This is a genomic window from Rhodococcus sp. RD6.2 (assembly GCF_001040705.1).
Lineage (GTDB): Bacteria > Actinomycetota > Actinomycetes > Mycobacteriales > Mycobacteriaceae > Rhodococcus_G.
In genome coordinates this window covers 253,386-265,738 of sequence record NZ_CVQP01000001.1, presented here as the reverse complement: position 1 = coordinate 265,738, position 12,353 = coordinate 253,386, and the positions used below count along the sequence as shown (strand labels likewise).

Genomic DNA, 12,353 nt, shown 5'->3' with positions numbered 1-12,353 from the left:
GCTCACCTCCATGGACCGCCATGATCGGTTCGGTCGACCGGATCGAGTGAATGATCCATTCGCGCCGCGGAGTCGCGGCGGAGGCAGGCGTCAGCGGTCGACCGTGTCGCCGTTTCGGGTGGCGTCGAACGCCGCGGCGCGGGCCATCTGCACCGGACGTCGCCGGATGACCGCCCACACGACGCCGAGGATCACGAACCAGACCGGCGTCACCAGCAGCGCCTGCAGGGTGTCGGACTTCTGTGTGAACGCCCAGACCAGGAACCCGAAGAACGCCAGCACGACGTAGCACATCGCGACGCCGCCGGGCATCGGGAAGGTGGACTGCTCGTGCAGGTCGGGGCGCCTGCGCCGGTAGACGATGTAGCTGATCAGGATCATCGACCAGACGAACATGAAGCACAGTGACGAGATGGTCGTGACGATGGTGAACGCCTCGATGAGCGAGTCGCCGACGACGACCATCACCACACCGGACAGGAGGAACACGCCGGACAGGTAGAGGGCGTTGGCAGGCACCCGCCGCTTCGTCAGCCGCGCGAACGCGCCGGGTGCGTCGCCGTCCTGGGCGAGGCCGTAGACCATGCGTGACGTCGAGTAGATACCGGAGTTCGCCGACGACGCCGCCGAGGTGAGCACGACGAAGTTGACCACCGATGCGGCGATGCCGATGCCGGCGAGCGCGAACATCGCCACGAACGGGCTGCGGTCACCGCTGATCTCGCGCCACGGGGTGACGGACATGATCACGGCCAGCGCGACGACGTAGAACAGCATCACGCGGATCGGGATCGAGTTGATCGCCTTGGGCAGGTTCTTCTGTGGATCCTTGGTCTCCGCGGCGGCGGTGCCGACCAGTTCGATTCCGACGAAAGCGAAGGTGGCGATCTGGAATCCGGCGACGAAGCCCATCGGTCCGGTGGGGAAGAATCCGCCGTCGTTCCACAGGTTCGCGAATGCGGATTCGGATCCGTTGGGCGCGACGAAGTGGGTGAAGACCATGGCGAGCCCGACGACGATGAGCGTGACGATGGCGACGATCTTGATGAGAGCGAACCAGAACTCGGTTTCACCGAAGGCCTTCACCGTCGGGAGGTTGAGCGCGATCAGGAGTACGACGGCGGCGAGCGCCGGGATCCACAGGGGCAGCGAACCCCACCAGTAGGACACGTAGCCGGAGATCGCGATGACGTCGGCGATGCCGGTGACGATCCAGCAGAACCAGTACGTCCAGCCGGTGAAGAAGCCGGCCCACGGTCCGAGGTAGTCGCCTGCGAAGTCGGCGAAGGACCGGTACCCGGTGTTCGACAGCAGCAGTTCGCCCATCGCCCGCATGACGAAGAACAGCATCGTGCCGATGATCATGTAGACGAACAGCACCGAGGGCCCGGCCAGGGAGATGGTCTTGCCCGAGCCCATGAACAGGCCGGTGCCGATGGCACCGCCGATCGCCATGAGCTGGATGTGCCGGTTGGTCAGCTGCCGGGACAGGCCGGGTTCTCGATCCTGGGCCGCGACGATCTGGGTGTCTTCGGACACTGGGTTCTCCTCGCCCACGGCAGGGCCGTGGTCTACGCATCGGACGTCGGTGGACGTCGGGACCGAGCGCGCCGATGGGCGCAAGGCGATCGTTATTCTAGCGAACGAGCAGGTCGCGCCCGGTCCCGACGTCGCAGATCACCGTCCCGTCGGGTCGTAGAGGCCCCGCTCGACCGCCCTGACCAGGCGTCTCGGAACCCGATGTGTGACACCCCCGACAGTCACGTCGACCAGGTCGGGGACCGTCGCCTTCCACTGTGACCGTCGACTGCGGGTGTTCGAGCGCGACATTCGGCGCTTCGGGACTGCCATGGCGTGTTCCTTCCTTCTCTGCTGGTCAGCGGCCCTGCGGACGCCGCGTTCCGTAGCGGCGTTCGAACTTCTCGACGCGTCCCGCGGTGTCGACGACCCTGGACGCGCCCGTCCAGAACGGGTGCGAGTCGGCGGTCACGTCGACGACCACCAGCGGATACGTGTTGCCGTCGTCCCACACGACCGACTGGCTGCTGGTGACGGTCGACCGGGTCAGGAACTGGTTTCCGGTGCCGCCGTCCCGGAAGACGACGGGGTGGTACGGGGGATGAATCGACTTCTTCACGATCGGTCCTCTCGGTAGGTCTCCAGGTATTCGGATGGGAGGTCCTGCTCACCGCAGGGGTCTTCGTGCCATTCGGCGAAGGGGTCGGACCATGCGCGCCAGGCCGCGACGTCCTGGAGTTCGTCGTCCGTGACCAGCGCCCACTGCAGCGCGCGGTCGATCTCGGTGGGGTCTGCGCCGCAGGCCAACACGACGAGCGAGGTGTGGCGGTCGCCGTGGCGCTCGTCCCAGGAAAGTGCGGCGAGCGCACGCCGCGTCGCCGATTCCGTTTCCTGTTCGTCGGGTGTCATCGCCGCCAGCCACCGACCGGCCCGTCCGATACGCAGCCCTCCCCCCGCCGACTCGAGCCACAGCACGTTGCCGGGTTGGGTGGCCACCCACAGTCGCCCTCGTGCCGTGACGACTCCGTCCAGGAGCGTGTCGACGGCACTGTGCAGGCGTTCCGGGTGGAAGGGCCGCGTGGCGACGAACTCGACAAGGGTGACGCCGCAGTCGGACGAGAGCGGCGGCTGCCCGCGGAGCAGTGATGCGTGCACGTCGGAGGCGGACCCGCGGCGGGCGTCAGCCGGGACGCGGGCCAACAGGCCGCCCGCGTCGGGGGGAAGGTCGTCGCCGATCCAGTCGATCGGGGCGGTGGGCGCGAGGCGCGTCAGCGCAGCGTGCAGCCTGGCCTGGCTCCAGCCATCGGGTCCCCTTCCTGCGACGACGATGGCGTCGGCGATCGCGACCTGACCGACGACGACCTGGGCGACGGTGCGCTCGTCGTCCGCGACCACGGCGAGGCCACGCTCGGCGAGGTCGTCGTCGCCGGTGGCGTCGTCGAGCCAGGTGGCGGCGTCGACGCAGGTGAGGACCGCCTCGATCCGCACGTCCCGGGAGGCCGGTCCGTCGAGCTGCCCGACCACGCCCGCGACCACGACCTGCTCGACGGCGAGGCACACCACCTCGGGCTCGAGGGTGCGATCGAGCAGCAGTGCGATACGGCGGACGGAGTCGCGGCGGTGCAGTCGTCGCAGCAGTGGCAGCAGGTCCTCCCGGAGGGTGCAGCTCACGCAGCCGTGGGCGAGCTCGAGGACGGTCGTGTCGACGCGGCGGTCGGGGTGGGTGATCGTGCGCCGGACCACACCTTCACCGAGGTGACCGAGGTCGTGGTGCACGAGGACCGTGCCCTCCGTCAGGAGGGTGTCCGCGATGCGTGCGGTGTGGTGCCAGCCCGAGACGAGGACGACTGGTGTCCGGGTCACTGCCGCTCCTTTCGATAACGATTGTCATTTACCGAACGTGGACGCTACAGTGCGATCACTCGTTTGTCGAAAACCGTTTTCACTTTCACAATGATGAGGAGGTCCCATGCCCGCCCACTGCCAGGTCACAGGACGCGCCCCCGGATTCGGGAAGTCCGTCTCGCATTCCCACGTCCGGACGAGCCGCCGCTGGAATCCGAACATCCAGCGCAAGGCGTACTACCTGCCCAGCGAGAGACGACGAATCACGCTCACCGTCTCGACGAAGGGCATCAAGACCATCGACCGGGACGGCATCGAGGCCGTCGTCGCCCGAATCCGCGCTCGGGGGGTACGCATCTGATGGCGAGGAGCACCGACATCCGGCCGATCGTGAAGCTCAAGTCCACCGCGGGAACCGGATACACCTACGTCACCCGCAAGAACCGCCGTAACGACCCGGACCGCCTGGTCCTGCGCAAGTACGACCCGGTCGTCCGACGACACGTCGACTTCCGCGAAGAGAAGTAGGCACCGGGATGGCAAAGAAGTCGAAGATCGCCCGCAACCAGCAGCGAGCAGCGGTGGTGGCGCGGTACGCCGAGCGCCGCGCGGCCCTCAAGGAGATCGTCCGACGACCGTCGAGCACCGACGACGAGCGGGCCGCGGCCCAACAGGCCTTGCAGCGTCTGCCGCGTGACGCGAGTCCGGTACGATTGCGTAATCGTGACGCTGCGGACGGTCGTCCGCGCGGTCACCTGCGAAAATTCGGGCTGTCCCGCGTGCGCGTGCGCGAGTTGGCTCATCGTGGGGAGCTGCCCGGCGTGCGCAAGTCCAGCTGGTAGAACTCGAGAGGGAAGCAATGGCAGTCAAGAGGGGCCCGTCCAAGAAGTCCCGCGGCGCCGACACCGGCCGCAAGCCCAAGAAGAACCCGCTTTTCGCGGCGAAGATCGAGCACGTCGACTACAAGGACGTCAACCTGCTCCGCACCTTCATCTCGGACCGCGGCAAGATCCGCAGCCGTCGCGTCACCGGCCTGACCCCGCAGCAGCAGCGTCAGGTTGCCGTCGCGGTGAAGAACGCCCGCGAGATGGCCCTGCTGCCGTTCACCAGCCGGTAGTCGGAGTTTCCGAAAGGCCGCACAGTCCACGACTGTGCGGCCTTTCGCATTTCCGGGGCCGCTTGCGTCCGGGCGGTCAGCTGGAGACGACGCCGACCATCGCGGGCGCCATCACGTCCTGCAACCGATCCCACGGCGCGGTCACCTCGACCAACCCGACGGCATGCGGGCCCACCTGATAGTCGGAGAAGTGGATCTCCATCCCCTCCGGCGTGGCCAGCCAGTTCGAGAAGTTCTGCCGTGTGGGCTCGATGCCCGATCGCTCGAACTCGGCCCCCGCCGCCGTCCCGGGCAGCAGGCGCGCCGACTCCTCGGACAGCCGATCCAGACCCGCCTGCAAGTCGGGGAACAGAGTGTTCAGAGTGATCGGCCGACCGTTGTCCGTGTCGACGACGACCGTCGCGACCAACGGAGTCGGGTGCGCCCCCGGCGGGTCGGCGTTCCACGACGTGACCAGGAGTCCGCTCAGCACCCGCGACCCGATGTGCGCGACACCGGACTCGGTGCGGGAATCGAGGGTGAACCGCTCCCCCGACGCCCCGTCGATCTGGTCCTGGAGGGCCGCACGCATCGACTCGTTGAACTCCGCCGCGACCGCGGGATCCCCGCCCTCGACCTGCGGCACCGTCACGTCGTAACGGACCCGTCCGGTGTCGCCCGTGACCTGGGTGGAGGTCGCGGAGTAGCCGGCTTCGGGGTCCTCCCGGACGGTAGGCGACACCGACATCACACGTGCAGTCGTGGTGACGTCGGGCGTCGAGGCAGCGTCGTCGGGGTCGTCCGAGCAGGCACTCCCGCCGACGAGAACTGCCGCCGCCAACGGCACGGCGAGGATCCGGAAAATCGACATCCGCCCATCCTGGCGAGCGGCGCCGACGCGGACAAGGCGACGCGCGGGGTGAACGGCCTACGTCGACTTCGGATTCTCGCCGCGCGTAACCGTTGACCGGCGGGCGACGCGCCACGATAGTCACCGCTGACCTTCCTCGGCGCACGTGGTCGAGGCGATGACGTCGCGAGGTGCCATGTCGGCTTCGGAAAGCCAGTCACGTTCGGGTTCACGCGCAGTCGAGCGCGCTGTTGCCGTGCTCGGCTGTTTCGACGACGGCGCGACCGAATTGACGGTCAGTTCGCTGGCTGCGCGGACGGGACTGCCGGTGAGTAGCGCGCACCGTATCGCGCAAGCACTCGTGCGCGGCGGACTGCTCGAACGCGCACCCGACGGATACCGCATCGGATCGGGCTTGATCGCCCTGGCCGTGCCGCCGCTGGTCCGGCTCGGGGCGGACGCGTGTGCGCCGCAGTTGTACGCGCTGGCCGCGGGCATCGGCATCACCGCGAGCCTCGCCGTCGTTCGCGGCGACGACGCGTTGACGGTGTTCTCGGCGCGTCCACCGGATCGGTTCTGCGACATTCAGATTCCGCGCGCGCGGCAATCCGTCGACACGAGCGTGATGGGCCGGGCGGTGCTCGCGTTCGAGCAGCTCGGGGGAAGGCGGCCGAGCCGGGAGTCGGCTGTGGACCTGGATCGAATCCGTCGACAGGGGTTCGCCGTCGATGTCGACGTTTGCGACCCGACGGTGCTCGCCGTCGCGGTGCCGGTGTTCGACAACGGCAATCGGCCGTGGGGCGCGGTCGGAGTGCAAGCGCGACGGCGCCGCCTGAACGAGCCGACACTGCGGAGGATCGTGCCTGCGATGCAGCACACCGCAGCCCTCATCGCGCGGTACACCGAATCGCCCGCCGTCCGCGTCGAGATAGATTCACGCTGAGTGTTTTTCGCATGGTGGAAACACCCTTTCCCCGAATGCCGACCGAGTACATCGTGGGTGTCGACGGCCGAATGGAGGCCGAGAACCACACAGCCCGAGGGGATTTCCACATGACCATTGCACCGGAACTGTCCACCGCCACCGATCTGCAGGTCCGTCCCGTCGCCGGACACATCGGCGCCGACGTCACGGGAATCGACATCCGGGAGCCGCTCTCGGACCACGACGCCGAGAAGATCCGCCGGAAGCTGCACAAGTACAAGGTGCTGTTCTTCCACGACCAGCACATCGACCACGCCCAGCAGATCGAGTTCTCGCGGATCTTCGGGACGGTCACGCCGTCGCACCCCTACGACGACGAGGCGCCGGAGGGCTTCCCCGAGATCCTCGCCGTCGACAGCGCCAAGTACGAGCGGCGCTTCGGACGCAAGAAGTACAGCTACGACAGTCAATGGCACACCGACGTGACCGCCGCCGTCAATCCGCCCGCCGTGACGCTGCTGCGCGCCCACGAGGTGCCGGAACGTGGGGGCGACACCAGTTGGACGAACCTCGTCGCCGCCTACGAGGGCCTGCCGGAGCCGCTACAGCAGTTCGTCCTGGGGCTACGTGCCGAGCACCGCTTCGGCGGACGCAGGCCGCTGTGGGGTGCGGACAGCGAGTACGGCCGGAAGGTGCAGGAGAACCCGTTCGTCACCGAGCATCCGGTGGTCCGGGTGCATCCGGTGACCGGTGAGAAGGCGCTCTTCGTTCAGCCCGGCTTCACCGCGCGCATCGTCGGCCTGTCGCCGTCGCAGAGCGACCGCGTGCTCGACCTGTTGTTCGAGGAGGTCACCAACCCGGCGTACACGGTTCGGTTCCGTTGGCGTCCCGGCACTCTGGCGGTGTGGGACAACCGCGCGACGGCGCACCTCGCACCGACCGACCTCGATCATCTCGACGTCACGCGGGTGCTGTACCGCACCACCATCGAGGGCGAGGTTCCGGTCGGCCCGGACGGCCGCGAGTCGGTGTCACTCTCCGGTGCCGCGTTCCGCGGGGAGAAGTGAACCCGACGGCAGGCGCACCCGCGCGGTAGCGAGCAGTTCACCGGGCCCCGCCGGACCGATACCCGGTCCCCCGGGGCCCGGTGCATGCGCTGCGGTCGTTAGGTCGGCTACCCACTAGACTCGTCGGGGTTGTTCGCCCTAGGAGGTCCCGGTGTCTGGTGTACTCGCCGGCTTCACCGTCATCTTCGTGGTCATCGCGATCGGCTATGCGCTGGGCCGGTCGAGAGTCCTCGGCGAGCACGGTGAGTTCGTGCTCAGCCGTCTGGTCTTCTTCGTCGCGACACCGGCGCTCCTGTTCGACACCCTGGCGAAATCGGACCTGTCGGTCATCTTCTCCCCCACCCTCGCGGTCGCCTCGGCGACGGCGTTCGCCATCGGCATCGCGTACTTCGTCATCACCCGCACCGTCATGAGCAGGCCCGTACCCGAGGCGACCATCGGAGCCCTCGCCTCGTCCTACGTGAACTCCGCCAACCTCGGCATCCCGATCGCGGTGTTCGTGCTCGGGGACGCCTCGTTCGTGGCGCCGCTGCTGCTGTTCCAGATCGTCGTCTACTCGCCGATCGCCCTGACGATGCTGGACCTGACCACCGGCACCCGCAGCGGGTCGTGGGTGGAGACGGTGACGACGCCGTTCAAGAATCCGATCGTGCTCGCGGGCGTCGCGGGACTCGCAGTGTCGATCTCCGGGTGGGTGCCACCGACGGCGCTGACCGAACCGTTCCGCCTCGTCGGCGGCGCGTCCGTGCCCGGCGCCCTGCTCGCCTTCGGCATCTCGCTGTACGGCGTGCGCGTACTGCAGCGCGGCCTGGCTCCGCGCAGGGAGATCGCCCTGGCATCGGTGCTGAAGATCGTCGTCCAGCCGGTTCTCGCGTACCTGATGGGACGTTTCGCGCTCGGACTCGAGGGGCACGACCTGTTCGCCGTCGTCGTGGTCTCCGCGCTGCCGACCGCGCAGAACGTCTTCGTCTATGCCAGCCGGTACGGCCGAGGCGTCGTCCTCGCCCGCGACACCGCCCTGGTCACGACACTCGCGTCCATTCCCGCGATCGGCCTCGTCGCAGCACTGTTGGCCTGACGGACGCGTCCCTCACCTGCTGTCGCGTTTTGCCTGACGCTTCGCACCTGCGGCGATGTCCGAGGCCTCCCGCTTCTTGCGCCCGGCCGACTTCTGCTTCGACTTGGCCTTCCCACCAGGGATGCGGGCGGCCGCCGGGTCGTCGGCACCGGCCCCGGCGAACGACGGTGCGTCCGACCGGGCAGCATCGAGCCGCGCCTGTTTCAACGCCGCCGCATTCTGTTTGGCGACGGTGCCGAGCCGCCGACTGACCCGGGCGAGCGCAGTCTCGAGCGCCTCGACCCGAGCGGCATTGCCGCGAGTCGTGCGGCGAGCAGCCCCCCGCGCTGCCTTGTCGCTGACGGCAGCAGCCGCCTCGCGTCGATACACGGTCATGTGCTTGTTCCGCGCATTTCGAACCCGGGCGTGCAGGTCGATCAGTTCGTCTTCGTCGAGCTCACGAAGCCGGTCCCGCTTCGTTTGCCGGTAAAGGCGGAAGTCTTTCTCCGACAGCGATTTCAGCAGCTTCTTCATGGACGCTTCCCGTCTCTCGGCGCTGACTTCCCCTCAGCCTATGACGCGACCACCGTCGCCGCACGGCACGGCACGCAGGTCATCGGCGCCGCAGCCGCATGAAATTGCTGACCACCGCCGCCCCGAGGCCATCGAGGTCCGGCGCGACGACGCGGCCGCCTACGCGCTGCGCCATCCGATCCACCACCCGCGCCAGACCGGGATCGTCACCGAGCCGGAAGATCGTCACCTGTGCGCCGAGCTTCGCCAGATGGTCGAGCTCACGGACCGTCAGCCCCAGCGTCTTCGGATGCGGCGGGTAGTCGAAGAACGCGCGGCCGTCCGGCTCCAGATGCGCCGTCGGCTCGCCGTCGGTGACGATCAGGACCACCGGTTGCGCGTTGGGGTTGCGACGCAGGTGCCGTCCCGCGAGGAGCAGCGCGTGATGCAGGTTCGTGCCCTGGTCCCAGGCGCCGTCGAGTCCGGCGAGTTCCTCCGGAGTGACGGTCCTGGCCTGCCTGCCGAACGCGATCAGCTGGAGGTCGTCGCCGCGGAACCGGGTGCGCACCAGATGGTTCAACGCCAACGCGGTCCGCTTCATCGGAACCCAGCGACCGTCCATCACCATCGAGAACGAGGTGTCGACGAGCAGGGCCACCGCGGCGCGGGTCCGCTGCTCGGTCTCGGCGATCTCGACGTCGGTCACCTGCAATCGCACCGGCACGTTCGGCCTGCCCGACGACGCCTCCCGCAGCACCGCGTTCGTCACCGTCCTGGTCACGTCCCACGGCTCGGTGTCGCCGAACTCCCACTGCCTGCTGGCACCCGTCGGTTCGCCCATCGCGCCGGCCCGCCGGGTGTCGCGGGCACCGCCGCGCCCCGAGAGCCGCTTCGCCACGTCCTGCAGCGCCGACTGCCCGAGCTTGCGCATTGCCTTCGGCGAGAGCCGCCACTGCCCGTCCGCTCCCCGGTCGAGGAAACCCTGCTGCTGCAGCGCCTTCTCCAGGTCCGCGAGTGTGCGGGCGTCGGCGGCGGCCTCGGGGCCCAGTTGGCGCAGCAGGGCCTCCGGATCGATGTCGTCGAGCTGCGCACCCGCGTACTCCTGCGACAATTGCTCGCCGAGCTGCTCGAGTTCGGCGATGTCCGCGAGCGCCGACGTGCCCTCGCCGAGCCCCATCCCGTCGTCGCCACGGAACCGGGAACTGCCGTTCCAGTCCTCGCCGGGACGAGCCGAGCGCAGATTCGAATCCAGCCGGTCCAGCTGCTGCATCAGACTCGGACTTCCGAATGCCTGCTGCGCCAGGGCATCCAGCTCGGCGCGTTGCTCGGGGGTCAGCGAGTTCCGGAGTCGCTGCGCCGCCGCCGCCCGCCTGGCCAGCGTGTCGATCAGCTCTTCGACGTCCCGCGGGTTCTCGGGGAAGAACTCGCCGTGCTCGGCCATGAACCGCTCGAAGTCCTCCGGCGTGTCCTCGCCGCGAGAGTGCTTGTCCAGCAGTTCGTTCAGATCGGTGAGCATGGCGTCGACGCGTTGCCGGTCTTCGTCGGTCGCGTTCTCGAGTGCCTGCTTCATGCCTTCGAACCGCTGATCGAGCATCTCCCGACCCAGCAGGTCCCGGATCTTCTCGTAGTCCTCGCGTGCCTGCGCATCCCGCCACTGGTACTCGGACAGGTCCTGGACGGCCCGCGCCGTCGACGGCGGCAGTTCCGCCAACTGCATCTCAGCGAACCGGGCCTCGTCGTCGAGGGAACGCGCCAACTCCTTGCGCTCGGCGAGAACCGCGCGATCGAGCAACTCTCGCACCTCGTCGAGGGTTCCGCCGAGGTTGTTGTGGTTCAACATTTCCCGGCGACGACGGTTCGCCTGCGCGGCCAGCCGGTCCAGCCCTCGCATCGACGACGTCCCGCGGCGCAGCAGTTCCCGCAACGCCCGCCGCGGCGAGGAGCCCTCGAGGACGTCGTTGCCGATCGCCTCCAGCGCCTCGCGCAGATCCACCGGCGGGGCCAGTGGATCCGGTCCCCCGTGATAGCGGCCGTAGCGCTGGTACATCAGCTGTACACCAACTGCCCGTCGTCGTCCGCGTCCTTGGCGATCCGCCGCGCCAAATACATTCCCTCGAGCGCCAACTCGACCGCCGCCGCCCGCGCGCCCAGCGTCTGCGCACCGAGACGCTGCGCGAGTTCGTCGACGACGTCGAGATCGGGCAGCTCCCCGAGCAGGTCCTTCGCGGTCACGCGGTCTCCCGTCACCACCGGTGTTCCGTCCTCGATCACCGCGACCAACGGCGCGAAGTCGATGCCGCCGAGCAGGTCGCGCACGGTGTCGGCGGTGGCCCGCCGCAGCAGGTGCTCGAGAACCTCGATCTCCCGGCCCTCCTCGCCGGACTCGAACTCGATCTTGCCGCGCAGGACGTCGATGACACTGCCGAGATCCACGACGCGCGCGGCCGGCTCGGACTCACCGAGGATCGTCCCGCGATGCAGTGCCGCCGCGCCCACCGTCTCCGCCGCGGCGACTGCGAATCGCGCCGACACACCGGAACGCTGGTCGACGGACGGCGACTCGCGGAGCAGCCGCGTGAACCGGGCCAGGATCTCCAGCAGATGCGGGGGCACCTCGGCGCGCAGCTGCGCCTCCTGCTCGACGACGGCTACCTCGTCCTCGATCGCGAGCGGGTAGTGGGTGCGGATCTCGGCGCCGAACCTGTCCTTGAGCGGAGTGATGATGCGACCGCGGTTCGTGTAGTCCTCCGGGTTCGCGCTCGCCACCAGCAGCACGTCCAGCGGTAGCCGCAGCGTGTAGCCGCGCACCTGGATGTCGCGTTCCTCCATCACGTTCAGCAGCGACACCTGAATACGCTCGGCGAGGTCCGGCAGTTCGTTGACCGCGACGATCCCGCGGTGGGCGCGCGGCACCAGACCGAAGTGGATGGTCTCCGGGTCGCCGAGACTGCGACCCTCCGCGACCTTGACCGGATCGACGTCGCCAACCAGGTCGGCGACCGAGGTGTCGGGGGTCGCGAGCTTCTCCGAGTACCGCTCGTCGCGGTGCCGCCACTCGATGGGCAGGTCGTCGCCCAGTTCGGCGGCCCGTCGGATCGACGCGGGGGTGATCGGTTCGTACGGGTGCTCGCCGAGCTCGGAGCCTGCGATCACGGGCGTCCACTCGTCGAGGAGCAGCGGCAGCGTCCGCAACAGCCGCGTCTTGCCCTGACCACGCTCACCGAGCAGCACGACGTCGTGGCCGGCAATGAGGGCCCGTTCGAGCTGCGGAAGCACGGTGTCCTCGAAACCGACGATCCCCGGCCAGGGGTCACGGCCGTCGCGCAGGGCGGCGAGCAGGTTGTCTCGGAGCTCGTCCTTGACGGGACGCTGGACGTGGCCGGTCGCGCGCAGTGCGCCCACCGTCGCGACGGTGGGGCGCGGGGACCGGGTATCGGGTGTGGGCGCAGTCACCACTCCACGCTACGAGGGTTCGGTCGATT

The 12,353-nt window shown here is 68.6% G+C and carries 15 protein-coding genes; 7 read left to right on the top strand and 8 right to left on the bottom strand.

What is annotated here, in order from left to right; genetic code table 11:
• Positions 1–90: 90 nt before the first annotated feature.
• The 4 genes from cycA to RHCRD62_RS01190 form a co-directional block, all read right to left on the bottom strand.
• Positions 91–1,539 carry a D-serine/D-alanine/glycine transporter gene (gene cycA / locus RHCRD62_RS01205; RefSeq protein ID WP_050063397.1) on the bottom strand — a complete coding sequence of 483 codons (1,449 nt, stop codon included), beginning with the start codon at positions 1,537–1,539 and terminating at the stop codon, positions 91–93.
• Positions 1,540–1,677: 138 nt separating this feature from the next.
• The gene (rpmF, locus tag RHCRD62_RS01200; RefSeq protein WP_050062840.1) at positions 1,678–1,851 is read right to left on the bottom strand and encodes a 50S ribosomal protein L32; all 174 of its coding nucleotides are present in this window, start codon (positions 1,849–1,851) and stop codon (positions 1,678–1,680) included.
• A 25-nt stretch (positions 1,852–1,876) separates the two neighbouring features.
• Positions 1,877–2,137, bottom strand: coding sequence for a type B 50S ribosomal protein L31 (locus RHCRD62_RS01195; RefSeq protein WP_050062839.1), 261 nt, complete (start codon positions 2,135–2,137; stop codon positions 1,877–1,879).
• The gene (locus RHCRD62_RS01190) at positions 2,134–3,381 is read right to left on the bottom strand and encodes a ribosome hibernation factor-recruiting GTPase MRF (protein ID WP_050062838.1); all 1,248 of its coding nucleotides are present in this window, start codon (positions 3,379–3,381) and stop codon (positions 2,134–2,136) included. The genes RHCRD62_RS01195 and RHCRD62_RS01190 overlap by 4 nt, the downstream gene beginning before the upstream one ends.
• Before the next feature lie 106 nt (positions 3,382–3,487).
• Here RHCRD62_RS01190 and rpmB point away from each other — a divergent pair, with 106 nt between their 5' ends.
• Genes rpmB through rpsR form a run of 4 tightly spaced genes read left to right on the top strand, consistent with a single transcriptional unit; the run spans position 3,488 to position 4,480 of the window.
• Entirely contained in the window at positions 3,488–3,724 is a 237-nt protein-coding gene (gene rpmB, locus RHCRD62_RS01185) for a 50S ribosomal protein L28 (RefSeq protein WP_050062837.1), read from the top strand.
• The gene (gene rpmG / locus RHCRD62_RS01180) at positions 3,721–3,891 is read left to right on the top strand and encodes a 50S ribosomal protein L33 (RefSeq protein WP_171018727.1); all 171 of its coding nucleotides are present in this window, start codon (positions 3,721–3,723) and stop codon (positions 3,889–3,891) included. The genes rpmB and rpmG overlap by 4 nt, the downstream gene beginning before the upstream one ends.
• Positions 3,892–3,899: 8 nt before the next feature.
• A complete protein-coding gene (gene rpsN / locus RHCRD62_RS01175; RefSeq protein ID WP_050062835.1) occupies positions 3,900–4,205 on the top strand; it encodes a 30S ribosomal protein S14 in 306 nt (101 codons plus the stop codon).
• Positions 4,206–4,222: 17 nt separating this feature from the next.
• Positions 4,223–4,480: a 30S ribosomal protein S18 gene (rpsR, locus tag RHCRD62_RS01170; RefSeq protein ID WP_050062834.1), complete on the top strand. Its 258-nt coding sequence runs from the start codon at positions 4,223–4,225 to the stop codon at positions 4,478–4,480.
• A gap of 76 nt (positions 4,481–4,556) precedes the next feature.
• Here rpsR and RHCRD62_RS01165 read toward each other — a convergent pair whose 3' ends face one another.
• Positions 4,557–5,330 (bottom strand): RsiV family protein, encoded by a 774-nt coding sequence (locus RHCRD62_RS01165; protein ID WP_050062833.1) that lies wholly within the window; start codon positions 5,328–5,330, stop codon positions 4,557–4,559.
• A gap of 175 nt (positions 5,331–5,505) precedes the next feature.
• Here RHCRD62_RS01165 and RHCRD62_RS01160 point away from each other — a divergent pair, with 175 nt between their 5' ends.
• The 3 genes from RHCRD62_RS01160 (at position 5,506) to RHCRD62_RS01150 (ending at position 8,379) form a co-directional block, all read left to right on the top strand.
• A complete protein-coding gene (locus RHCRD62_RS01160; protein ID WP_050063396.1) occupies positions 5,506–6,252 on the top strand; it encodes an IclR family transcriptional regulator in 747 nt (248 codons plus the stop codon).
• 110 nt (positions 6,253–6,362) lie between these two features.
• Complete coding sequence (locus tag RHCRD62_RS01155) at positions 6,363–7,301, top strand: TauD/TfdA dioxygenase family protein (RefSeq protein WP_050063395.1); 939 nt, start codon at positions 6,363–6,365, stop codon at positions 7,299–7,301.
• A 151-nt stretch (positions 7,302–7,452) separates the two neighbouring features.
• Positions 7,453–8,379 (top strand): AEC family transporter, encoded by a 927-nt coding sequence (locus RHCRD62_RS01150; protein ID WP_050062832.1) that lies wholly within the window; start codon positions 7,453–7,455, stop codon positions 8,377–8,379.
• 12 nt (positions 8,380–8,391) lie between these two features.
• Here RHCRD62_RS01150 and RHCRD62_RS01145 read toward each other — a convergent pair whose 3' ends face one another.
• The 3 genes from RHCRD62_RS01145 to RHCRD62_RS01135 form a co-directional block, all read right to left on the bottom strand.
• Positions 8,392–8,892, bottom strand: coding sequence for a hypothetical protein (locus tag RHCRD62_RS01145; protein ID WP_050062831.1), 501 nt, complete (start codon positions 8,890–8,892; stop codon positions 8,392–8,394).
• A 79-nt stretch (positions 8,893–8,971) separates the two neighbouring features.
• Positions 8,972–10,918 carry a vWA domain-containing protein gene (locus RHCRD62_RS01140; protein WP_050062830.1) on the bottom strand — a complete coding sequence of 649 codons (1,947 nt, stop codon included), beginning with the start codon at positions 10,916–10,918 and terminating at the stop codon, positions 8,972–8,974.
• Positions 10,918–12,327, bottom strand: a complete 1,410-nt coding sequence (locus RHCRD62_RS01135) for a sigma 54-interacting transcriptional regulator (RefSeq protein WP_216596603.1) — start codon at positions 12,325–12,327, stop codon at positions 10,918–10,920. The genes RHCRD62_RS01140 and RHCRD62_RS01135 overlap by 1 nt, the downstream gene beginning before the upstream one ends.
• Between the last annotated feature and the right edge of the window lie 26 nt (positions 12,328–12,353).